The organism is Acetobacterium malicum subsp. dehalogenans DSM 11527 (assembly GCF_000472665.1).
Taxonomy (GTDB): Bacteria; Bacillota; Clostridia; order Eubacteriales; family Eubacteriaceae; genus Acetobacterium; species Acetobacterium malicum.
Genome location: NZ_AXAC01000004.1, coordinates 1 through 21,945 on the forward strand (window position 1 = coordinate 1; position 21,945 = coordinate 21,945).

Genomic DNA, 21,945 nt, shown 5'->3' on the forward strand with positions numbered 1-21,945 from the left:
GATCGCCGTTGCAACGACATTATTCCCGAATACATCACCCCAACTGCCGTAAGACTTGTTGGAAGTCAGGATGATTGAGCCTTTTTCATAGCGATTGGAAACAATCTGAAAAAAGTAATGGGCTACTTCATCATCCATAGCCGCATAGCCAACCTCATCAATAATCAGGATATTGGGTTTATTCAGTGTTTTGAGTTTGCGATGAATGCGCCCGGAAACAATATTTTCCTGAATCATTGAAATCAGTTCATGAGCACTGAGAAAATAAGCGGTATAGCCACTTCTGATCGCACAAACCGCCAACCCAACGGCCAGATGGGTTTTGCCAACGCCGGGCGGGCCCAAAAATACGACATTTTCGGAACGTTCCACAAAGGCGAGTGTTTTCAGTTCGTTGATCTTACGCTGGTTGGCACTGGGCTGGAAATCAAAGTCAAAGGAATCGATGGCCTTGATATAGGGAAATTTTGCAAGTTTCAAGTTCGTCGTGGTTGTCCGTTCTCTTTTTGCATCAATTTCTGCCCAAAGCAGCTTGTCCAGAAACTCCAAATAGGATATACTATCCTTGGAAGCTTCTTCCGCATGGTGGTCATAAACGGCAGCCATATGGGTGAGATTCAGACGATCAAAAGCTTCCTTCAGGTGATGGGTTACCATGTAACCACCTCACTGACTAAAGAATCATAGACTGCGAGCGGTCTTTGATGCACTTTGGGCGATTGTTCTGGAATCATAAGCGGTGCTTTGCGGGCTTTGGCTTTATGATTTTGACTGTTCAATCCTTCAAAGTGCCTTTTCATTTTTTGGACCTGATGTTTTTGGGCCGGTTTCCGGTAACCTTCTATGAAAGTACCGGTTTCATCATAGATTTCAATCGTTCCATTGCTCAAATCCCGCACACCGACACGGTGACCAACAAAGCGGAAGGGAACGGAATAATAATTGGACTGATAACTGATCAAGCAATCGTTCATGACTTTCCGGCTGACCAGATCAACAGCAAGAAACGGCTCGGTATTCATCGGCTTCAGCTGTTCTTCCTGCAGGATTTCACGGGGTATTTTGTGAATCGTCTGATGAAGCCGGGTATTGCATTTCGTATCCAGCCAGAGCCGGGCCTGCTCATTGAGTTCGGCCAGATCTGAAAAGCTTTTGACTCTGGGCCAGAAATTGCCGCGTACATATCGGACCCCACGTTCCACCTTGCCCTTGGAACGGGGCAGATAAGGCCGATGCCGAACCGGAATAAAATGGTGATGCTCGGCAAATCGCAAAAATCGCTGATTCCATTTATCGTTGCCGGTTTTGTGACTGTGGGCAACAACAGTTTTCATATTGTCATACAGAATGCTCTCTGTTACACCACCAAAATAGGCAAATGCCCGTTCATGGCAACCGATTAATGTGTCAAATTTCGAATTCTCCGTGAACTCAAGATAATAATTTCTGGAATGCCCTAAAACCATGATGAAGGCATACAATTTTTTAAGCTTTCCATCGGGCATCGTGACAACGAATTCTCCCCAGTCAACCTGGGCCTGTTTGCCAGGGGGCGTATCATAGCGGATTGATGCTTTGGCTAACACTTTTTCACGATATGGTTTCATGAATTCCCGAAGAATCGTCATTTTTCCCTGGTACCCGTCGGCTGCAATTTCATCAAAAATCACAGCGGCATTGACACAGCCTTCATTCATTCGTTCCAGAATATAATCTTTAAACGGATCAAGCTTTCCTTGCCGAAACTGACGTTTCCGATATGCTGGCGGTTCCTTGCGTTTAAGCCAGTTGCTGACCGTTTTTCGATCAACACCCATTTCTCTGGAAATCTGCATGATTGACATTCCCTTGTTCTTTAAACCTTTGATCATATAATATTCCTCCATTGTTATCATTCGGTTGTCCTCCTTATCTTTAAGAAGAAACATACCGTGTTTTTGGGGAATTTTCAACCGTTTATTATGGGTAGTTTAACACCGATTTTGACAAAAGATCAGTTATCAGATGCCGACATTTGTTCTGGACGGCAATCTGGTTCATTTTGCGGCTTATAAAAACCATATTGGCTTTTATCCGGCCCCGTCTGGTATCGAAAAATTCAAGCAGGAATTGTCAAAGTACAAGAGTGCTAAAGGATCGGTTCAATTTCCACTTAATCAACCAATACCTTTTGATTTGATCCGAAAAATCGTCGCTTTCAGAGTGGCAGAGAATCAGGCGACTGCGAAAAACAAGCAAAAAAAGAGCAAAATTGAGGATAAAAGCCCGGAAGATTACATCAGGCGTCAACCAGAGGAGCGACAGGAGCATCTGGAAAAACTGCGACAAACTATCAAGGCTCATTTACCGGAGGGCTTTCAGGAGATGATGCAATATGACATGATCAGTTTTGTGGTTCCCCATAGTCACTATCCCAAAGGCTATCACGTTAATCCCAGGGAACCCCTGCCGTTTATGGCACTGGCCAATCAGAAAGGCTACATCGCCCTTTATCATCTGGGCATATACGCAGATGAATCCCTATTGCGATGGTTTTCCGGGGCTTATGAGGCTTTGGAAATCGGGAAACTGGATATCGGTAAAAGCTGTATCCGCTTTCGAAAGATGAATAAAATCCCCTATGATCTAATCGGAGAACTGTGCACAAAGATGACGGTAGATGATTATATCAAACTTTATGAGTCGGTATAATTTAAAATGTTTGTTCGCTTCCGCGAGACTTTGATAATCATAACGGCAAGATCACCGTTTCGGTTTTGGTCATGAAAACGGGTTCCGAATCGGTAGAATAATAGTTATGAAGAAAAGCATGAAAAAGGATTCCTTTTTCGATACGGAGGAAGAAATGTCGGAAAGAAAAAAGAAGCAGTCAATAAGAAGCATTAAGTGGATTATAACACTTCTGTTGCTGCTTTGTTCCCTGCTGGTGCTATCGAGTTGTGCTAATAGTACCGGGAATCTCGTTGGCAATTGGGAGTTAGTGCCCAGTGAAGGGGATTTAAATGATACGGCGATGACCGGATATGTCTTTAACGAAAATGGCACCGTTAGTTTTTATAATGGTTATGATGGGAAGCTGACGATTTCAGAAGGTAACTGGCAGATCAGCGGTAACGATAAAAACTATCTGGAGTTGCGTTTAGATGAAGTGGATACACCAGAGCGGAAGATCCGGTTTAAAATAGCGGATGAAACTTTGTATCTTTTTTCAGATTCAGGAGAAGGAAAAAGCGCTTATGATAGCCGTTATCAAAAGATCGAGCAGTTTAGCTTTGAAAACTTGATTGCAGCAGCAAAAAAACAGAAGGCGAAAGAAAAACAGGATGCGCAACTGTTTTGCACGCTGACACCGCAGGAGATTATTGATCAGCTGAAAGCAGCGGGTCAGCCGATTGGGGCAGTAGTGGTTTATAACGATCCCGATTATGCAACCGGTTTATTAAAACAGCCAAATCTCCAACTGGCGCAGGCAGCCCGCTTTGAAGATCGCTCCGTTGAACAGGTGGAGAATCAGATTGAACCGATCGGCGGATCGGTGGAAGTTTATCAGGATTATACGGTAGCGAAACAGCGGTATGATTATTTGACGGTTTTTTCTGATGTGACAGGAACCACCTATCAGGTTGGAAATGTCCTTTTGCGCCTGGATAATGCGGTACAATTGGAAAGACGAACACAATATGAAACAGCACTTTTAGCGATTGTTAAATAATCTGATTCACTGGATGGGTGCAACTTAATTAATGGGGTGAAGAACGGTCAGTGGCGGCAGCTTTGGGATTAAAAAAATATCTCTTAATTAACTGAAAGGGCTTGACTATTAAGGTACGGTATCGTTTATGATAAGGATAGTGATGCTGAAATTTGACAATAAAACGGGAGGGATGACCAGTGACCTATTTATTCCAATTTTTAAAAGAGAAAAAAACGATGCTGTTCTTAATTATTCTGGCAACAGTGATCCAGTCCTTCAGCATGCTGGCGGTGCCCTATTTTGCGGCAAAAATTATCGATGTCGGGATTCTTAAAAAAGATCTGATGGCAATTGTGATATTGGGTTTGCAGATGCTGGCAGCGGTGGGATTATCAGGCCTGATTTCCTTATGGGCCAGCTATCTGAGTGCCGATTTGGCGGCACTTTCAGGAAAATACCTGCGCGACCGGATTTTTGACAAAACCCAGGTCTTGTCAATCCGCGATTTTAATCGTTTTAGTACCGCTTCAATGATTACCCGGGCGACCAGTGATATTACGGTCATTCAGCAGACCGTGATTATGTTTGCCCAAATGATTTTACCGGCACCGATTATCGCGATAACAGCGATTATCATGACCATTGCCGTGAGCCCGACACTGGTATGGATTCCGATCATTGCGATGGTCGTTTTTATGCTGGCCATTTATCTTATCTTCATTAAAGCCAGCCCGATCTCGAAAACGATTCAAAAACGGTTGGACGTCATTAATCGTATCATGGGTGAAGCGATTACCGGGGTTCGGGTGATCCGAGCCTTTGACAATTCAGAATTTGAACGAAAACGAACCAATCAGGCCTTTTTAAATTATGCCGATAACGTGATCCGTCTGAATAAGACCTTTGCGGTATTCAGCCCACTGATCTGGTCGATTGTCGGGATCAGTATGGTAGCGGTGTTATGGTTTGGCAGTTTTCTGGTGCTCAATGGCGAAATTCAGGTCGGTGGGATTATCGCTGTTTCCGAATATACCATTCTGTTGTTGATCGCACTGATTATGTCATCGATGGTGATGGTAATGTTACCGAAAATGAAGGCCTGTCTGGATCGAACCCAGGAGGTATTGGATACGATCCCGGAAATTGCCGATGAAACTCAGCTGCCGGCCTTGCAAAACCCTGATAATCCGGCAAAAATCGTCTTTGATCAGGTCAGTTTCTCCTATCGGGGCGCGGAGGAGTCGGTTTTGGAGGGCATCAGCTTTTCCTGTGAGCAGGGTAAAACAACCGCCATTATTGGGGGTACCGGATCGGGTAAGAGTACCATTGCCAGTCTGATGCTGCGCCTTTATGATGTGGCCAGCGGTATGATTACCCTGGAGGGGACGGATATCCGTCAGATGACCCAGCATCAGCTGCGGGAAGCCATCAGTTATGTGCCCCAGAAGGCGATTCTCTTTAGTGGTACCATTGCCGACAATCTGCGGATGGGAAACAGCCAGGCAACCTCAGCAGAGTTGGAACAAGCAGCCCAAATCGCCCAGGCCCATGACTTCATAACCGAGCTGGCAGAAGGCTATCAAAGCCCGGTGGCTCAGGGCGGTACCAATTTTTCCGGCGGCCAGAAGCAACGACTGTGCATTGCCCGGGCCCTGGTAAAAAAAGCCCCGGTATATATTTTTGACGACAGCTTTTCAGCCCTGGATTTTAAAACCGATGGAGCACTTAGAAAAGCACTAAAAAGAGAGATGGCAGATGCGGCGATGGTGATTGTGGCCCAACGAGTCAGCACCATTATGGACGCCGACCAGATCATTGTGCTGGATGCGGGCCGGATGGCCGGCATCGGCCGGCATGAGGAACTGATAAAAAGCTGTTCCGTTTATCAGGAAATCGTCGCGTCTCAGCTCAGCGAAACGGAGGCTGACAGTTTATGAAGAAACAACGAAAAAAACCGCAGCAAAAAAATCAGCAGGTGCTTAATAACGAAGGCCTGCCTGAAACGGAAGACCTGACCGACATGGAAGACATCCCCAAAAATTCAAAGGCTTCGGCCAAACGATTAATGGCGCTGCTGCTAAAACAAAAGGGGGCCTTGCTGATCATTTTGTTGGCGGCTGTGGTCAGCAACGGGCTTTATGCCTTTACCCCCATCATCATGGGGAAAGCTCTGGATCAACTGATTCAGGCAATCAGCGCCAATGGCATCGGTGGCGGTTTTGAACAGTTAGCCGAGATCGTGGGGCTGCCCCTGTTATTGTTGGCGATGGCCTATCTGATTGGCGCGGCATTCTCCTTTTTGCAGGAATATACCATGGCCAGTGTGGGTGAAAAACTGGCCTTATCGCTGCGGGAGAAAATAAGCGAAAAGATTACCAGGCTGCCGCTGCATTATTATGATGCCAATGAAACCGGAGAGGTTTTAAGCCGAACCACCAATGATCCGGATAAGATTGCCGAGATTTTAAAAACCGGGGCGTTGCAGTTTGCCAATGCCCTCTGTAACCTTGTCTTCAGTATTGTCATTATGTTTGTCCTGAGCCCCGTCATGGCGGTGATCATCATTGCCACGATGTCGCTGAGTGTTTTTGCGACCAAGTGGATTTCCGGAAAAACGCTGGCGATTTTCTATGAAAATCAGAAGGTGTTAGGGGAATTAAACGGAAAAATCGAAGAGTATTATACCGGCAACCTGATTATCAAAAGCTTCAACCAACAGGAGCAGGTCATAAAAACCGAGCGGGAGTTGAGTGAGCGCCAGTATCAAGCCAACAAAAAATCACAGTTCGTGATCTATGCCATCTATCCGGCGATCCGCTTTTTGACCCAGCTGAGTTTTGTAGTAACGGCCATTGTAGGGGGGATTTTTGCTATTAATGGCACGATGACGATTGGAACGGTGCAGGCTTTTTTGCAGTATGTCAATCAGATTGCCGATCCGATTACCCAGTCTTCCTACTTTATCAATTCGATGCAGGCCGCCCTGGCCTCGGCGGAACGGGTGTTTGAATTTCTGGACGAACCCGAAGAGGTGCCTGAAACCAGCACGCCCAAACAGATTAACCAACCGGATGGGGCGGTGGCTTTTGAACATGTCCGCTTTGGTTATCATCCCGATGAATTGTTAATGGAGGACATCAGCTTTACCGTCAGACCTAACGAGATGGTGGCCATTGTCGGGCCTACCGGTGCCGGCAAGACCACCCTGGTCAATCTGCTGATGCGGTTCTATGAACTGGATGGCGGCACCATCAAAGTCGATGGAATTGATATTAAAGATCTGACTAAAAGCGGACTGCGGCGGATGGTCGGAATGGTGCTTCAGGATACCTGGCTCTTTAAAGGGACGATTGCTGAAAATATTGCTTACGGCAAGATGGATGCCACCCGGGAAGAGATCATTCAGGTGGCCAAGGCGGCCCGCTGCGACCATTTTATCCGAACCTTGTCAGAAGGTTACGAGACGGTGATCTCCAATGAAGAAGGGACGGTTTCCCAGGGGCAAATGCAGCTGTTGACCATCGCCCGGGCAATGCTGGCCAATCCGGCGCTGATGATTCTGGATGAAGCAACCTCCAGCGTTGACACCAAAACTGAATTGCAGGTACAGAAAGCGATGCTTTCGAGTATGCAGGGAAAAACCAGCTTTGTCATTGCCCACCGGCTGTCCACCATCAAGTCAGCGGATCTGATTCTGGTGATGAAAAACGGCACCATTGTTGAAAAGGGAACCCATCAGGAATTGCTGGCCGCTGATACATTTTATGCTGAGTTGTATAATAGTCAGTTTAATAATTTGACGGGGTAAAGAGTATTCATCTGAAGGATAAATACCAGAAGTATTTCCCGGGCAAAAGGGTTAAGTGGGTAGTGACCATAAATAACTACGGCCTTGCCTGGCTGAGAACAACCCCGCATGCAAATATCTGGATGTCATTTATGTTTTAGAAAAACATAGTGATTGGCTTGTGAATGGGAGCGGGAAAAGGAGTAGTTCAGATAAGTAAAGGCTTTAATATCCTGAGGCCGGGTAATCTGGTTTTCGGCCAGAAAGCGAACCATTTCACCCCGGGCCATCTTACAGAGAGTACCCTTTTCGATAACTTTTTGGTTGATTAATTCGCCAAAACTACAGTTGAGAAAAAAGAAATTAGTCGGTAGGTGAGCAGAAACGGCTTTGCTGTATTCCTTTGAGGCTAAATTCAGGATGAAATCACATTCGCTGGTTAGCTGTCGGGCTAGTTTGTTGCCCCAAAAATCATAAAGATTTTTATATCCTCCCAGTTGGAGCCGAGCCTGCATTTCGAGGCGGTATGGACGAACGCCGTCAAACGGTTGTAAAAGCCCATAGAATCCCGAGAGGATGCGCATATGGTCATTAATAAAAGCGAATTGATTGGTATCAAAAACGCCAGGGGCCATGTACTGATACTGAATTCCCTGATAAGAAAAAATGGCCGGAGTAAGACAGGATCGCAGATCCAGTTTTTGGATCCGCTCAAAATTCTCCGTCGCAATGGTATCATTGCAGCACCACAGGGTTTTTAGTTCCGGATAGTTCATTTTTTTTAAATGATCTAACAAAACTCCGGCGTCTTCTAAAAAGTGCGGGAGCTTGACAGGGGCAAGGCTGTCGGTATCGATATTCATTTTTTTGGCAGGAGAAATAATAATTTGCATCAGGTCACTCCAGTTAGTAGGGGATTTTTAAAAACAAATAATTTTATAATGATTATAAATTATAGCATATGGCCTACCCTGGGTAAAGAATGCTTTTAGCAAGGGCAGTCAAGTATTTTGCTCCTTGATGGCTTAGAATAAAGACAAGGGAGGTGAGAAAAATGGAAGAGGCACAGATTTTTCAGGCCGTGCAGCGGATGCAGGACTATATCGAAACCAATCTCCACCAGAAGATTACCTTGAAAGAACTGGCCAATGCGGCCGGATATTCGCCCTGGCATGCGGCCAGGCTGTTTAAAGAAGTGGTCGGGAAAGCCCCCTTCGACTATATTAGGGCGTTAAGGCTCACCGAGGCAGCGCTGTTGCTCCGGGATGGGGAAATGAAGATTATCGATGTGGCCATGGATTTTGTCTTTGATTCCCACGAAGGCTTTACCCGGGCATTCTCCCGGGAATTTGGGATGGCCCCCAGCAAATATGGCCGGCAGACGCCACCAATCCAATTATTTATGCCTCAGAAAGTTTTCGACACCTACCAGTCCATGCATAAAGGAGCGAAAAAAATGAGTGAAAAACAAATGAATGAGCAGCAAATGAATGAAAAACAAAATTCCCGGACCGTATTTGTCCAGGTGATTGAACGACCGGCCCGGAAGCTGCTGTTAAAACGCGGCGTCAAAGCAACTGAGTATTTTGGCTATTGTGAAGAAGTTGGCTGTGAGATCTGGTCGGTCCTTACCAGTGTCAAGGAAGCCTTATACGAACCCATCGGGATGTGGTTGCCCAGGCATCTGATCCGGGAAGGTACGTCCCAATATGTACAGGGCGTGGAGGTGCCGCTGGATTATGCCAATCTCATTCCGGAAGGATATGAACTGATTGAGCTGCCCCCTTGTACAATGATGGTGTTTCAGGGTGAACCGTATGACGATAGCGATTTTATGGCTGAAATCGGTGCGATCTGGGAGCATGTTAAACGGTTTGATCCAACTGTTTACGGCTACCAATGGGCACCAGAAGCAGCACCGCGATTCCAGCTGGTGCCGATGGGCTACCGCGGGTACATTGAAGCTTATCCGGTTAACACCATTAACAATATCTAATCTGATTGAACATCAACACCAGCCAAGCTGGTTCAAAACGGAAGAGAAATCGGTCCGTCTTGAACCGGCTTTTTGGCTAATGTCATGGTAAAAGCATTAAAGAATGGCTGGGTTTGTTATTCCGCCGGTTTCCACTCCGAATTCATACTGAGTTTAAAGTCATTCCACATGAAGGTCATGGTTTTCCAGACAACCCGTTTGGGAATGATTTCTGTCATCCCGGCACCATAGAATTCATATTCGGACTGGCCTTCCCGATTGGGCTTATATTCATTGTGAATATAGTCGCTTAGGGTGCCTTCAGAGTAGAGGTCATCTTCAAACGTGTTCATCCCAACCTCGGTGAGATCACCATCGTATAGAATCGTTCCATCGTTATTAGTGAGCATAAAGTTGACATTTTCGCCAATGTTTTCCAGATTGGTCAGATAGGCAGCAAAATCATAGAGGCGTACCTGAGCCACAATATAGCCGGCAATCTGGCCATCTTTTTCGACCGGGGTCACAAAAGCTAAAAGCTGCGTCGCCGGAGACGGATGATCGGCAAAGGTCAATTCGGTGATAAAAGGCTGTTTATTCTGGCTGATAGCGGGAATATTTTGATCATAGAGATCAAATGAAATCCCTTTAAAATAGATGGGGTAGGCGTTGGTAATCATATTTTCGTTATTGACAAAAGCCACATTTTTGGCGATCGGACTATCCTTTGAGATGGCGGCCAAAGCGCTTGAGAAGGCTTCACTGTTTTCACCGGATTGCTGATAGGCGGTCACCGCCGTTTTAGTGAGCGTTTCAAGAGTTGTAAATTCATCATAGATAAAGGTGCTGGCGGTATCCAGCCAGGATAATTCCTCGTCGGTAAACTGACGCAGGTCACCATCGGTGGTTGCGGGTTCACCGGCACCGGGTTCGGAATTGACATAAATCCGCAGATCCGAGCCAAAGGCGTTAACAGTGTCCCATTTTACTTGCTTCTGGACCGGCTCATTGGTACCAGCGGCATTATAAGTGTAGGTTCCTTCGCCCTGGGCATTGGGGATCATTTTATTTTTGATCAGGGTTTGAAGTTCAACAAAACTGCTGTAGATAGGATCAGTTAAGATATTCTTACCAATTTCAGTCATATTGCTGGTGTAGACATTGGTTCCGTTGGTGTCGATGACGCCAAGATCGAGATTCTGTCCGATCGTCAGTTTGCTGAGTTCGGCCCCAAAGGTATAGGGATCAATGTAGGCAATCACCCAACCGCCGTTTTTAATCGGCACGGAAGCATAGAGATAGGGAGAGTCATCACTGGAGATGTGGGGCTTAATGACCATCGCCGGGGTATTCACAAACAGTTCGGGATGACGGTTGATACTTTTTAAATTGAGACCGATAAATGGGCTGTCCATTTTCGTGGCAACCTGGGTCACATTGGAATCAGCATCAGTTACCAGGATATCAAAGAAATAAGGCTTGCTGTTGAGTTTTTCATTCATCAGCGCATAAGCTTTTTCATCACCGGCCGGACTTTTTCCGACGGCAGTACCAATTTCATCGAGCATGGTCTGGGTTGCGTCCATTTCTTTTTGTAGCGAGGCTGTTGCATCAGCAAGGGGATCGGGATTGCTTTTGCTGGAATCAGTCGCGGTACAACCGCTTAACAACAGGGCCAAGATAAGCAATAAGGGCAGCAGGTTTCTTTTCATCACTTTGTTCACTCCTTTAGTTTTATTTTGCTTTTGTAAACCGTTTCACAAAAGTTGGTGAAATCATTTTATCACAGATGCAATTGACATAAAACGAATAATTTTTAATTCAACAAAAATTCATTACTGGATTTTCAAATGCAAAGTATCGAAGTGAATAATCAAAACTAAGTAATTTTTTGGTTTGGGAAGATTTATTTTTCGTTGGAAAGTTACTTTCATTTAATATTTTCGTGAAAGTTGGGTATATTCAGGAAAAAACAGATAAACAGATTGGAGTGAGCAAAATGGATTTTAAGATTTTTGAAAAATTCCCCTTTTCCTACGATATGGAAACCCTGGATAAGGAACTGCATTTAAGAGGTAATGAAGCGATGCTGGATATTCTCGAGCCCATTTATGAAATGGTGGAGCAGATTGCCAGGCCCAAGGCGATTTATTTTCAAGCTGAGGTTACGGAGAAAACTGATGAAGCGGTTAAAATTAACGGCGTGCCTTTTGAAAGCCCACTGCTCAGGGGCTATGTCAAGCAGGGCGAAGTAGTTTTTCCCTATATTGTCACGGTCGGCACCGAGCTGGATGATTATGCCAAAACCCTGAAAGACTCCATGGATCTTTTTATGATTGATGAGGTCATGAATCTGCTGGTCAATACCGGCAAGGTTTTTGTGGCTGATGCGGTGCAAGCAGAATCGGGCTGGCCAAAGGTGCAGGACTACGTTCCCGGAAACGGTGAAGAATGGTCAACGGCGGAACAAAAACGGCTTTTCGACATGTTTGCCGGCGAAACTACCAAAATTGGCGTGACTCTGGGCGATAATTATTTTGTCCTGCCGGGGCGGTCCACCATCGGGATTTTGTCACAAAAGCGCTGAATGCCAGGTAATTAGTATTTTAAAATGTCGTTAGCAGATGAGGTCTTTATCAGCTAACGGCATTTTTATTTTAGGGGCATGAACGATACCCGAAAAAGCAGTTTCTTTAAAAATAATCTCGCCAAACACAAAATTTTCAGGTTATTCGAATAAATCCGAATAACTTTTGTTCAATTGTTTAAACAAAACCTAAACATTTAGGGGTACAATCGTTCCACGATTAATTTTAGAAATAAATTTGCAGATAAGGTGGAATCACAATGAATTTGGATCCCTATCAAGTTTTGGGGGTTCCTCACGATGCCAGTGATGAGGACGTCTCAAAAGCATATAAGAAACTGGCCAAGCAGTACCATCCCGATTTGAATCCGGGCAACCAGGAAGCGGCCCGAAAAATGAGCGAGGTTAACGCGGCCTATGATTTGATCAAGAGCGGCCAGGCCAACCCGGCCTACGGCAATGCCCATGGTACCGCCAATCCCTATCGCCAGGGCCATGCGGGACAAACCAGAACCTATACCTATCGCTATGCCAGCAGTGATGGCCGGACCGGTCAGACTGATCCGTTTGAGGGGTTTGATCCTTTTGAGTGGATTTTTGGGGCATATGCCCGACAGCGGCAGAGCTACAGTTTTGAAACAGCAGCAAACTATATCAATATGGGGAATTATGAAGAGGCACTCAATGTCCTCAATCATCTTACGGATCGCAGTGCCCAATGGCATTTTTACAGTGCCATCGCCAATTATGGCCTGGGTTACCGGGATGTGGCCCGGGAACATGCCCGCATGGCCGTTGAGATGGAACCGGATAATAGCGAATATCAAAACCTGCTGAATCAAATGAGTGGCCGACGCAGTTGGTTTGGAGGGACTGGTCGGCGGGCTTCAAATTTTTCGCCGCTGGGTACCATTGTTAAGCTGTTTATTGGCTTTTACGCGATTCAGTTTTTACTTTCGTTTTTAGGATTAATATTTTAGAACCTGTGGTTAAATAGATTAGGAGACAATCAATGGAAAGTTTAAAAAATAAGCTGATTCGCTTCATGGCCGGCCGCTACGGTATTGATCAGCTTTATTATGCCGGGTTATTTCTGGCCCTGGGACTGATGATGATCAATATGATGGTCAATTCAACGATCCTGATGGTCATTTCAAACGGTGTGATCGTGCTAATGGTGTTACGCGGTTTTTCCCGAAATATCAGTCGGCGGCGGATGGAAAACGAAAAGTTCCTGAAACTGTGGAACCCCATAAAAAAAGAAGGCCGGATCTTTTTTCGGCGGATCAAAGAAATTCGGGTCCATCGTTACCGGAAATGTCCCCATTGTAAGAAGACCCTGAAGCTGCCGATCAAGCGGGGTAAAAATATGGTTAAATGTCCGGAGTGCAAAGAGAGCTTTGCGGTTCGGGTGATTGTGTAAAGAAATAAAATAAATTTGTTGACGTTTAGGTAAAAAGTAAAAAAGAAACTCAAGGAACTGCAAAGATAAATTGCATTCATTGGGTTTCTTTTTATTTTTTGTGCATTTTCATTATTTTGTCTCTCAGTGATGAAATCACAGAGAATCGGGTAAGTATCTGTTAAGATGAATCATATTAAATAATAACTAAAGCAAGTAATTATAAAAAGAAATCAGGTGAGATTAATGAAAGATGTAACCCTGTTTACCACCCAGACCTGTCCACATTGTAAAACGGCAAAGGCTTTTCTCAAACAGAATCACATTCAGTTTGTTGAGAAGGACGTTAATGTTGATGCCGCGGCTCAACAAGAAATGGCCCGTAGGGGTATTCGTGGGGTACCCGCTTTTATCATCGGCGATGATGCGGTGATTGGTTTGGATCAAGCCAAGGTACTGGAACTGGTTGATCATCGGGTGGTGGCCTGTCCGAACTGTCAGGCCAAGTTGCGGGTGCCTACCGATAAGGGAAAAATCAGCGTCCGCTGCCCCAAATGTAAAACCAGCTTTGAAACAAAATGAACTATTTTATATAAAGGAGAGAAATTGATGAAAAAAATACTAATTGTGGGTGGTGTCGCTGGCGGTGCCACCGCGGCAGCCAGACTCCGTCGTTTAAATGAAGAAGATCAGATCATCCTGTTTGAACGGGACGAATATATCTCGTTTGCCAATTGTGGACTGCCCTATTACATCGGCGATGTGATTACCGATCGTCAGAAACTGCTGGTCCAAACGGTACCCGGGATGTCCAAACGGTTTAACCTGGATATCCGCAATTTCAGCGAGGTCACCGCCGTCGATCCGGATCATAAAACCGTTACGGTTAAAAACCATCAAACTGGAGCAGTTTATACCGAGAGCTATGATAAGCTGATCCTTTCGCCCGGGGCCAAACCCATCGCTCCGCCGATTCCGGGCTTGGCAGAAGCCAAAAATATTCTGACCCTGCGCAACATTCCCGATACCGATAAAATCAAAGCCGTGGTGGACAGCGGCAAGGTCAGTCGGGCCGTGGTCATCGGCGGTGGTTTCATCGGCGTTGAAATGGCCGAAAACCTTCAGGAACTGGGCATCAATGTCACCTTAGTGGAAAAAATGAATCAGGTCTTAAAACCATTGGATTTTGAAATGGCCCAGCTGGTCCATCAGGAAATCAATGCCAATGGCGTTAATATTATCCTTGAAGATGGGGTTGATCATTTCCAGAATGAGGGTCATGAAGTGGTCCTGGAAAGCGGCCAGGTGCTTCAGGCTGAGCTGGTTATTCTGGCCATTGGGGTGGTGCCGGAAAATGCTCTGGCCAAACAGGCCAATCTGAAAGTGGGCCCCCGGGGACATATCGTCACGACCGCCAATTATGAGGTCTACAGCGGCGCAAATGATACCGTAAATCCGGATATTTTTGCCATCGGCGATGCCGTGGAAGTGGTCGATTTTGTCACCAAAACGCCGACCGCCATTCCGTTGGCCTGGCCAGCCAACCGTCAGGGACGGCTGGTGGCCGATTATATCAACGGTAAAAAAATCGGCAATGTCGGTATTCAGGGAACCGCCGTGGCCAAGGTATTCAATCAGACCATTGCCGCCACCGGCAATAATGCCGCCCTGCTGGATATGAAAAAAATCCCCTATCAGGTGGTGGTAGCCCACCGCAGCAATCATGCCGGGTATTATCCCAATGCCACCAACATTGCGCTGAAACTGCTTTATGACCCGCAAAGCTTAAAAATTCTTGGCGCGCAGGCGGTTGGCCAGGAGGGCACTGAAAAGCGGATCGATGTGATTGCCACGGCGATGAAATTGGGGGCAACGGTACTGGATCTTCAGGACTTTGAACTCAGTTATGCGCCGCCGTTCTCATCCGCGAAGGATCCAGTGAACATTCTGGGTTATATCGCCGAGAATATTCTCGATGGCGTTTATAAAACCGTTCAGTGGCATGAAATTGATCAGATTGTCGCGGCTGGCGGCTTCCTGCTCGATGTCCGATCGCCAATGGAAGTCCGGGCTGGCGGAATTAAGGGCGCTGTCAATATTGAGCTGGATAGTCTTCGGGAGCGGATCAGTGAAATACCAATCGCTAAAGACGCCCCGATTTATGTAAGCTGTCAGGTGGGACAGCGGGCTTATCTGGCTATCCGGATTCTTAAGGGTCACGGCTTTACTAATATTTACAATCTGGCTGGCGGCTTCAGTACCTATAAAACCGCCCATTATCAATTGGCTGCACTCAATTTCGGGACCACTGCTAAATAGGTTTTAAAAAAGACGGTTGCAGAAATAACCGATAAAATTAATAATTTCACAACAAAACCCTCAACAATTCTCGGTTGTTGAGGGTTTCGTTTATAAATTCTTTTTAAATTTTTTCAGTTTTAGGTAAGTGGCTTCCGGTAAAATGCCGATAATCGTCTGGCAAAAGGCCAGCCCAGCCAGCCCGCCGAGGATGAAATGCAGGGCTGGTATTTCCGGAAGTAGATGATTAATCACCAAGTTGGCGAGATTAAAAATAGCAAATAACAAAAGTCCGATTTTTAGTTCTTTTCGCATCGTTGGTTTCATCTCAAAGACTCCGTTTCTCTTTATTGATGGTTTTGTTAAATCTTATCCGGGAATAAACCAGAACCGGCAGGTCGGCCAGCATCAGCAAACCAATGCTGCGAACGGCCCAATCAGGCAGGGGCAGGATTAGCCCGTTAACACCCATTACGCTCAGACAGAGAATCATGATAGTGATAGTCACTGGCAACAAATGACTTTTTTTCATCATCGTCTCCCCATTACATGGTCTTCATACAATAAAGCTTGACCATGGCACTAACAGATAGTTGGGCCGCAACGGCGATGACCAGGGTATAAAATACCACAATGTTAAAATACCCAGCAACAATGGCAGCAATAACCATCAGCATCGAGGTGATGGCAATGAGCGGCATCCCGGCTTTGCTACGGATGGTTTTCATCCGTTCGTCATGTTCTTTATTGTATAGTATTTTCAGCTTGGTTTCATCATTGATTGCCAGGCTCAGCTTGACGATGTCAAACAGTGAGAAGCCAAAGATGCTGATAATCAATCCAAACTGGAACCCCGCTACAAAACCGTCAGAGTGGGTTGCTGTTGAGACGTCTGAAATAATGATTGAATAAATACTATAAGCCCCCAATACCATTGTCACCAATGCCATTCCCGAAGAAATAACAATTCTTCGTTTAACCGTTGCTCTAAATTTTTCCATAATAGCGCCTCCTAAAGTTCATTTTCTTCTGAAAAGTCAAAAACTTCTTCAATGGTCAGCCCAAAATAGTGGGCGATTTTATAGGCCAGCACCAGCGAAGCAGTATACTTGCCCACTTCGATGGAGGTAATGGTCTGTCGGGTTGTGCCCACCGCCAGGGCCAGTTCTTCCTGGGATAGTTTTCGCTCTTTTCGTAATTCTTTGATTCGTGTTTTCATTTTGCACCTTCTAACAATTTGCATAGCATACTTTGCATTATTAGTATAGTTCGCTTTGCATAAAATGTCAAGCTTGCTTTGCAAAAAAAACAAAAAAAAACCATGGCACTGGATTTTTGACATAAAATGGAGCAAATGAGACAAAATAAAATCGGGTCTTTCAATAAAAAAACAGCCTTTATCCATATAGCCGTCACATAACCTGCCTATAATAAGAAAAAAGAGGCGGCACCTCAGATTTTCATCAGATTCTCATTGAGATGCTGAGTTTATCCCTGATTGTTTGTCAATCACGGGGATAGTAAGATAAACGCTTCAAAAAGTCTAGCAAAGAAAAGAGAGGAAAACATTCAATGAAAAGACTAAAGATTTTGATACCATTTTTATTAATCATGATGGTATTGTTGGCCGGATGCAGTTCAAACTCCGCAACAACAACGACAGAAACCACGGCCGAGGCAGTAACCGAGACTACGGCGGTATTAAGTGCGGTGGTATCACCCACATCGACAATTGTTGTCGATCCGGAATTTACCGACCGTGATCTGGAAACAAGCTATGACGACGCGACCGCAGTTCAGGTTACCCTGGATGGCAGCAATATCCAGGTAACCGGTGACGGCGCCAGCGCCAGTGACGGGGTCCTGACCATCACCAAGGAAGGGACCTATGTGGTCAGCGGGAATCTGACTGACGGGCAGATTGTCGTAGCAGCAGCCGATACCGATAAAATTCAGATTGTGCTAAATGGTGCGACCATTAATTGTACCGACAATGCCCCGATCTATGTAAAAAGCGCCAACAAGGTCTTTGTTACCTTGAATGCCAACACGGTCAATACCTTAACTGATGGTGGGGCCTATGTCCAGACCGATGACAATACCGTCGATGGGGTGATCTTCAGCAAAGCCGATCTGACCATCAATGGCGAAGGGACCTTGAATATAACCGCAAATTATAAAGATGCCATCGTTTCAAAGGATGATCTGGTCATCACCTGTGGTACCTATCATATTACCGCCGCCAATCATGGGCTGAATGCTAAAGATGCGGTAAAAATCAAGGACGGCGTGATTAATATTACCGCTGCTAATGGTAAAGCGATTACCTCGCAGAATGACGAAGATGCCACCAAAGGTTATGTTTATATTGCTGGTGGAACTATCAATATCGCCAACAGTAATGAGGGGATTGAAGGCACCGCCATTGTGGTAGAAGGTGGCACCATCGACCTTGTTTCTAAAGATGATGGTTTTAATGCCGCCAGTCCCGGGGCAGCTGAAACCGAGTCCGGTGGCCGGGGGGCTGGAATGCAAGCCGATACCAATGCCTACCTGTCGATTGCTGGCGGTACCATTGCCGTTAATGCCTCCGGTGATGGCCTGGACAGTAATGGGAATGTTTATATCTCTGGCGGCACCGTAACCGTCAGTGGCCCGACCAACAGTGGCAATGGTGCCCTTGATTATAATGGCACTGCCGATGTCAGCGGCGGAACGGTTGTGATTGCTGGCAGTACCGGAATGGCTCAGTCGTTTTCCGAAACCTCGACGCAGGCATCCTTGCTTTACAACCTGACATCGAGCTGTGCAGCTGGGACCAAAATTACATTGACTGATGCCAGCGGCAAAACGATCATTTCCGATACTCCGGATAAAACCTATCAATCCGTCGTGATCAGCAGTCCCGATCTGGCCCAGGGATCAACCTATACCCTGACCTGCGGTAGCCAGACGGTGGAAATCCCACTGACTGGGATCATCACCAGTAATGGTCAAAGCGGTATGGGTGGACCCGGCCAAGGTGGCCAGAGTCAACCCCAGGGCGGTCAAAAACCGCAATAGCGGAACAGCTTGGTAAAGAATAGCGAATCAAGAAAAAGCATGTCCTTCTTATCAAAAGGGCATGCTTTTTTAATTGGTTTGGTGGAAATGATTAAATTAGTGGTGATGGAGATAAGAATTAAAATTCAGGCCCTTCGCCAAAAGGTCACCGTAATAGGAACGGATCGTTCCAGAAACTATTTCTATCCGGGCTTCCGGGACGGAGCATTGCCACATCAATACCGCTTTTTACCGCCAATAGGACGCCGTTGGTCATGGCGGGATCCTAAATAAATTAAGGGGATTGTTAGATAAATATACTTTTTTAGCATTGGCAAAAAGATTTTTATCGGTACATATCGTGGGATTCCGGGAATTCCTGAGGCTTTGCTAAAAGTCTCGATGCTCATATTTATTTTGTTTTAATTGGGAGGTCTGTCGGTTAAATGATCCCACTGATGAATGAAAAGTGGGAGATCAAAAACGGCATCCCCTTCCAGGCGAAGGGCTATGTTTCGGCGATAGCCAGGGACTGCTTATATAAAGGTACTTTTGATGGGCGACCGCGGTTGCAATGAAATGTTCTTTATTTCAGAACCGTTAATCAGAGTTCCAGCCGTTCCGGACAACTATAAACAAAGCCCCGTTCCCCGCGGACATAGCCCAGCAGCGTCAGGTTATATTGCTTAGCCAGCCGGATCGCTGAGGTGGTTGGTGTCGACCGGGAAACCAGCACCGGGGTGCCCAACCGCAATGCTTTTGTCATTATTTCCGAAGAGACCCGACCGCTGACAAATAGAATGCTTGATGGAGCTAAATCCAGACGGCCGGCTTTTAATAAAATACCGGTAATTTTATCAAAGCAATTATGACGACCAATGTCTTCGTTTAAAATCTGATAGTCCGGGTGATAAAACAAGACACTGTGAACACCACCAATATCCTTGAAGATTTCCGACGATAATAAAAACTCTTTCATCACAGCTAAGATTGTATTTAATGAAAAACGCTGATTTGTCGCGAGCATTGCATACTGGTTTTGTTTCAGGGGGTTAATATAGGTGTAGCACTTGCCGCAGCCAGAGGTGATACTGCGCAAACTTTCCTGGCGGTTAACCGAAATATCCTGATTCAATCCGATGATCACGGCAAACATCATGTTATTATAGGTGATTTCAACCACATCGGAAACGGCGTTAATCACTCCTTCGCTATATAGAAACCCCAGTGCCAGTTCCTCCGGGCATTGATTCAGACAGAGTAAAGAAACCAGTTCTTCACCATTGACGATAATTTTCAGGGAGATTTCAGTAATTACTTTTTTGCTGGTTGCTGTTAATGCGCAAGCGTTGTCAGCTTTGCTTATTTCTAAAACATCGTAGTCTTCATAGATCAGATCTTCCATGGTTCTTCCTCCCGCTACTATTCTTAAACAGCAATTGCCTATTTATAAAAAAGTCCGCCGTTGCCCAATTTGGCCAAATCAGTGGTGGTAATTTCCAGATCGGCCAACAGCCGGGGGAACAGCAGATCAAAACTGAAGCGGTCATTATAAATGCCACATCCGGGCACCCCGACGATTTGAGCATCATCAATTTTAGCCGTGACCAGCATTGAACCCGGCAACACCGGTACCCCATAAAGCAGGTCTTTGGCACCGGCGTTAATGATCGCTTCTAAAGTCATATCATCGGGATCAACGGATAGTCCGGCGGTGGTAATAATCAGATCAGCACCCAAGGCGATCATATCCTGAATTTTGCTACTGATGGTCGCAACGTTATCGGGGGCCATTTCTGTGGCCACCACCTGACAGCCATAGGCTTCCACCTTGGCCTGCATGATTGCGGTGTATTTGTCTTCGACCAGGTTTTCAAAAACTTCGGTACCGGTGATTAAAATACCAACCTTCGCTTTTTTCAGGGGGTGGACAGCAAACACAGTTTCCTTTTTCAGACAGTTTAAGGCTTTTAAATAGTCTGTATGTGAAATATACAAGGGAATGGCTCGGGTAGCGGCCACCACTTCGCCCTTTTTAACGACGGTATAATTGGGCAGGGTCGCACAAATCACTCCGGGGGATTCGTTAAATCGCTGGAGCTGGACTTCATCGGCGACAAAGATCCCATCGATTTCGGCTACCAGATTGATCCGGCCCTCTTTGGGGAGTGGATTAAAGTCCATATTTGCACCCCGCATCAAATCAGCAAAAGCCAGGGCGGCGTCATCCTCATGGATATAGCCTTTGACTAAAGGGTTATGCTCGGCCACAAATAAATTATTTTTTCCCAGTTCCCGGAGCATCTGGACGTTTTCGGCAGTGACGGTATGGCCTTTTTTAAAGGCCACGCCTTTTTCTTTTTTATAAATAATGCGGGTTACATCGTGAAGCAAATGCATGCCCACCGATTCGGCAACCGGGGTTTTGGTTAACAGCACTGCTTTGGGATCTTTAGTCGGATCATCAGGGTCAATTAAATCATAGGGTAGATCGCTGGCGCAGCCCCGGCAGATGCTGCCGTGTTTAGCCGGATAGGTTTCATGGCAAATCGGACAGGTGGTGGTTTTGCCCATTTTTTCTTTTTTCAGGTAGTTTTGGTGTACTTTTGCCGGCACCATGGTAAAAATAGTGGTGCCAGCTTCGCGCATCTGGGCAAACAGGAGCTCCGTATCCTGATCATGTTTGGGTTTCAGTTTTAAAAACCAGGTATGGATTTCATCCCATTTTTCAAGTTCGTTTTTATCAATGGTGATACGGATGCCGACACCGCTGTACTTGTCATAAAAGATCGCCGCATAGCGGCCATGATCCAACACCTTCAGCCAGCCATTGCCAATCGAGCAGGGCGTCAGTAGCTGGATGGCATCGGGCAGGCAGGTCTTGGTTTCGCAGATGACATCATAAAAACCTTCTTTGGGAAGCGTTTCCATCGCCAGATTGACCATAAATCCGCCCAGCAGAATGCCTGGGGCTACCGTGCCATGAAAAGCCTTAATTTTTTCGGTATAGTCTTCATAAGTTAATTCGCCAAATTTCATTTTTCACCTCTACAATATGTAATATCTCAATCTAAATAGATCAAATAAATTTATATTTATTTCTAAAAAGCATTGGTTAAAACAATGCTTTTTAGAAATAGTAATAGTTGGAGCAGATGTT

22 protein-coding genes and 2 pseudogenes are annotated in these 21,945 nt (G+C 45.7%); 14 read left to right on the top strand and 10 right to left on the bottom strand.

Annotated features, from left to right (window positions below; all coding sequences use genetic code 11):
* Positions 1-657, bottom strand: a 657-nt coding sequence (gene istB, locus A3KS_RS0101180; RefSeq protein ID WP_026396275.1) for an IS21-like element helper ATPase IstB, incomplete at its 3' end; no start/stop codon positions are given.
* Positions 651-1,895, bottom strand: a complete 1,245-nt coding sequence (gene istA, locus A3KS_RS0101185) for an IS21 family transposase (RefSeq protein WP_026393332.1) — start codon at positions 1,893-1,895, stop codon at positions 651-653. The genes istA and istB, both read right to left, overlap by 7 nt.
* Positions 1,896-1,986: 91 nt before the next feature.
* Between istA and A3KS_RS23880 the strand changes: the two are divergent.
* From A3KS_RS23880 to A3KS_RS0101205, 5 genes and pseudogenes are all read left to right on the top strand, one after another.
* Positions 1,987-2,244: pseudogene (locus tag A3KS_RS23880) on the top strand (iron chaperone); the annotation flags it as partial.
* Between the two features lie 66 nt (positions 2,245-2,310).
* A pseudogene (locus tag A3KS_RS23885) lies at positions 2,311-2,691 on the top strand (DUF1801 domain-containing protein); the annotation flags it as partial.
* Between the two features lie 154 nt (positions 2,692-2,845).
* Positions 2,846-3,712: a hypothetical protein gene (locus A3KS_RS0101195; RefSeq protein ID WP_156913176.1), complete on the top strand. Its 867-nt coding sequence runs from the start codon at positions 2,846-2,848 to the stop codon at positions 3,710-3,712.
* Positions 3,713-3,891: 179 nt separating this feature from the next.
* Positions 3,892-5,631, top strand: coding sequence for an ABC transporter ATP-binding protein (locus A3KS_RS0101200; RefSeq protein WP_026393335.1), 1,740 nt, complete (start codon positions 3,892-3,894; stop codon positions 5,629-5,631).
* Positions 5,628-7,502: an ABC transporter ATP-binding protein gene (locus A3KS_RS0101205; protein WP_026393336.1), complete on the top strand. Its 1,875-nt coding sequence runs from the start codon at positions 5,628-5,630 to the stop codon at positions 7,500-7,502. The genes A3KS_RS0101200 and A3KS_RS0101205 overlap by 4 nt, the downstream gene beginning before the upstream one ends.
* A 125-nt stretch (positions 7,503-7,627) precedes the next feature.
* On the opposite strand, the gene yaaA is transcribed toward A3KS_RS0101205, so the two are convergent.
* Entirely contained in the window at positions 7,628-8,374 is a 747-nt protein-coding gene (yaaA, locus tag A3KS_RS0101210; protein WP_026393337.1) for a peroxide stress protein YaaA, read from the bottom strand.
* A gap of 161 nt (positions 8,375-8,535) precedes the next feature.
* Between yaaA and A3KS_RS0101215 the strand changes: the two genes are divergently transcribed.
* Positions 8,536-9,477 carry a helix-turn-helix transcriptional regulator gene (locus A3KS_RS0101215; RefSeq protein WP_026393338.1) on the top strand — a complete coding sequence of 314 codons (942 nt, stop codon included), beginning with the start codon at positions 8,536-8,538 and terminating at the stop codon, positions 9,475-9,477.
* A gap of 116 nt (positions 9,478-9,593) precedes the next feature.
* On the opposite strand, the gene A3KS_RS0101220 is transcribed toward A3KS_RS0101215, so the two are convergent.
* The gene (locus A3KS_RS0101220; protein WP_169727683.1) at positions 9,594-11,171 is read right to left on the bottom strand and encodes a cache domain-containing protein; all 1,578 of its coding nucleotides are present in this window, start codon (positions 11,169-11,171) and stop codon (positions 9,594-9,596) included.
* A gap of 284 nt (positions 11,172-11,455) precedes the next feature.
* Here A3KS_RS0101220 and A3KS_RS0101225 point away from each other — a divergent pair, with 284 nt between their 5' ends.
* The 5 genes from A3KS_RS0101225 (at position 11,456) to A3KS_RS19675 (ending at position 15,764) form a co-directional block, all read left to right on the top strand.
* On the top strand, positions 11,456-12,043 hold the full coding sequence (locus A3KS_RS0101225) for a hypothetical protein (RefSeq protein ID WP_156913177.1): 588 nt from the start codon (positions 11,456-11,458) through the stop codon (positions 12,041-12,043).
* 260 nt (positions 12,044-12,303) lie between these two features.
* Positions 12,304-13,023 carry a DnaJ domain-containing protein gene (locus A3KS_RS19670; RefSeq protein WP_051355581.1) on the top strand — a complete coding sequence of 240 codons (720 nt, stop codon included), beginning with the start codon at positions 12,304-12,306 and terminating at the stop codon, positions 13,021-13,023.
* 32 nt (positions 13,024-13,055) lie between these two features.
* Positions 13,056-13,466, top strand: a complete 411-nt coding sequence (locus A3KS_RS0101235; RefSeq protein ID WP_026393341.1) for a hypothetical protein — start codon at positions 13,056-13,058, stop codon at positions 13,464-13,466.
* Positions 13,467-13,691: 225 nt separating this feature from the next.
* Entirely contained in the window at positions 13,692-14,027 is a 336-nt protein-coding gene (locus A3KS_RS0101240) for a glutaredoxin domain-containing protein (protein WP_026393342.1), read from the top strand.
* A 27-nt stretch (positions 14,028-14,054) separates the two neighbouring features.
* On the top strand, positions 14,055-15,764 hold the full coding sequence (locus A3KS_RS19675) for an FAD-dependent oxidoreductase (RefSeq protein ID WP_051355582.1): 1,710 nt from the start codon (positions 14,055-14,057) through the stop codon (positions 15,762-15,764).
* A gap of 90 nt (positions 15,765-15,854) precedes the next feature.
* On the opposite strand, the gene A3KS_RS0101250 is transcribed toward A3KS_RS19675, so the two are convergent.
* Genes A3KS_RS0101250 through A3KS_RS0101265 form a run of 4 tightly spaced genes read right to left on the bottom strand, consistent with a single transcriptional unit; the run spans position 15,855 to position 16,962 of the window.
* Positions 15,855-16,070, bottom strand: a complete 216-nt coding sequence (locus A3KS_RS0101250; RefSeq protein WP_026393343.1) for a hypothetical protein — start codon at positions 16,068-16,070, stop codon at positions 15,855-15,857.
* 1 nt (position 16,071) lies between these two features.
* A complete protein-coding gene (locus A3KS_RS0101255; RefSeq protein WP_026393344.1) occupies positions 16,072-16,275 on the bottom strand; it encodes a hypothetical protein in 204 nt (67 codons plus the stop codon).
* Between the two features lie 13 nt (positions 16,276-16,288).
* The gene (locus tag A3KS_RS0101260) at positions 16,289-16,744 is read right to left on the bottom strand and encodes a hypothetical protein (protein WP_026393345.1); all 456 of its coding nucleotides are present in this window, start codon (positions 16,742-16,744) and stop codon (positions 16,289-16,291) included.
* A gap of 11 nt (positions 16,745-16,755) precedes the next feature.
* The gene (locus A3KS_RS0101265; RefSeq protein WP_026393346.1) at positions 16,756-16,962 is read right to left on the bottom strand and encodes a helix-turn-helix transcriptional regulator; all 207 of its coding nucleotides are present in this window, start codon (positions 16,960-16,962) and stop codon (positions 16,756-16,758) included.
* A gap of 353 nt (positions 16,963-17,315) precedes the next feature.
* Between A3KS_RS0101265 and A3KS_RS0101270 the strand changes: the two genes are divergently transcribed.
* From A3KS_RS0101270 to A3KS_RS24115, 3 genes are all read left to right on the top strand, one after another.
* Positions 17,316-18,806 (top strand): carbohydrate-binding domain-containing protein, encoded by a 1,491-nt coding sequence (locus A3KS_RS0101270; RefSeq protein WP_026393347.1) that lies wholly within the window; start codon positions 17,316-17,318, stop codon positions 18,804-18,806.
* A gap of 9 nt (positions 18,807-18,815) precedes the next feature.
* The gene (locus tag A3KS_RS23400) at positions 18,816-19,079 is read left to right on the top strand and encodes a hypothetical protein (RefSeq protein ID WP_156913178.1); all 264 of its coding nucleotides are present in this window, start codon (positions 18,816-18,818) and stop codon (positions 19,077-19,079) included.
* Between the two features lie 152 nt (positions 19,080-19,231).
* A complete protein-coding gene (locus tag A3KS_RS24115; protein ID WP_278247283.1) occupies positions 19,232-19,363 on the top strand; it encodes a hypothetical protein in 132 nt (43 codons plus the stop codon).
* 26 nt (positions 19,364-19,389) lie between these two features.
* Here A3KS_RS24115 and fdhD read toward each other — a convergent pair whose 3' ends face one another.
* Positions 19,390-20,190 carry a formate dehydrogenase accessory sulfurtransferase FdhD gene (gene fdhD, locus A3KS_RS0101280; RefSeq protein WP_035354881.1) on the bottom strand — a complete coding sequence of 267 codons (801 nt, stop codon included), beginning with the start codon at positions 20,188-20,190 and terminating at the stop codon, positions 19,390-19,392.
* Between the two features lie 38 nt (positions 20,191-20,228).
* On the bottom strand, positions 20,229-21,824 hold the full coding sequence (locus A3KS_RS19680; protein WP_051355583.1) for an FmdE family protein: 1,596 nt from the start codon (positions 21,822-21,824) through the stop codon (positions 20,229-20,231).
* Positions 21,825-21,945 lie beyond the last annotated feature (121 nt).

What these genes read in the sequence shown, in the direction of transcription:
- A3KS_RS0101265 (WP_026393346.1), bottom strand. Translation starts at nt 16,962, where the DNA reads ATGAAAACACGAATCAAAGAATTACGAAAAGAGCGAAAACTATCCCAG.
- A3KS_RS0101205 (WP_026393336.1), top strand. Translation starts at nt 5,628, where the DNA reads ATGAAGAAACAACGAAAAAAACCGCAGCAAAAAAATCAGCAGGTGCTT.
- A3KS_RS19670 (WP_051355581.1), top strand. Translation starts at nt 12,304, where the DNA reads ATGAATTTGGATCCCTATCAAGTTTTGGGGGTTCCTCACGATGCCAGT.
- A3KS_RS0101235 (WP_026393341.1), top strand. Translation starts at nt 13,056, where the DNA reads ATGGAAAGTTTAAAAAATAAGCTGATTCGCTTCATGGCCGGCCGCTAC.
- A3KS_RS0101215 (WP_026393338.1), top strand. Translation starts at nt 8,536, where the DNA reads ATGGAAGAGGCACAGATTTTTCAGGCCGTGCAGCGGATGCAGGACTAT.
- A3KS_RS0101255 (WP_026393344.1), bottom strand. Translation starts at nt 16,275, where the DNA reads ATGAAAAAAAGTCATTTGTTGCCAGTGACTATCACTATCATGATTCTC.
- A3KS_RS0101270 (WP_026393347.1), top strand. Translation starts at nt 17,316, where the DNA reads ATGAAAAGACTAAAGATTTTGATACCATTTTTATTAATCATGATGGTA.
- A3KS_RS0101195 (WP_156913176.1), top strand. Translation starts at nt 2,846, where the DNA reads ATGTCGGAAAGAAAAAAGAAGCAGTCAATAAGAAGCATTAAGTGGATT.
- A3KS_RS0101260 (WP_026393345.1), bottom strand. Translation starts at nt 16,744, where the DNA reads ATGGAAAAATTTAGAGCAACGGTTAAACGAAGAATTGTTATTTCTTCG.
- A3KS_RS0101225 (WP_156913177.1), top strand. Translation starts at nt 11,456, where the DNA reads ATGGATTTTAAGATTTTTGAAAAATTCCCCTTTTCCTACGATATGGAA.
- fdhD (WP_035354881.1), bottom strand. Translation starts at nt 20,190, where the DNA reads ATGGAAGATCTGATCTATGAAGACTACGATGTTTTAGAAATAAGCAAA.
- A3KS_RS0101250 (WP_026393343.1), bottom strand. Translation starts at nt 16,070, where the DNA reads ATGAAACCAACGATGCGAAAAGAACTAAAAATCGGACTTTTGTTATTT.
- yaaA (WP_026393337.1), bottom strand. Translation starts at nt 8,374, where the DNA reads ATGCAAATTATTATTTCTCCTGCCAAAAAAATGAATATCGATACCGAC.
- A3KS_RS24115 (WP_278247283.1), top strand. Translation starts at nt 19,232, where the DNA reads ATGATCCCACTGATGAATGAAAAGTGGGAGATCAAAAACGGCATCCCC.
- A3KS_RS0101240 (WP_026393342.1), top strand. Translation starts at nt 13,692, where the DNA reads ATGAAAGATGTAACCCTGTTTACCACCCAGACCTGTCCACATTGTAAA.
- istA (WP_026393332.1), bottom strand. Translation starts at nt 1,895, where the DNA reads ATGATAACAATGGAGGAATATTATATGATCAAAGGTTTAAAGAACAAG.
- A3KS_RS19680 (WP_051355583.1), bottom strand. Translation starts at nt 21,824, where the DNA reads ATGAAATTTGGCGAATTAACTTATGAAGACTATACCGAAAAAATTAAG.
- A3KS_RS19675 (WP_051355582.1), top strand. Translation starts at nt 14,055, where the DNA reads ATGAAAAAAATACTAATTGTGGGTGGTGTCGCTGGCGGTGCCACCGCG.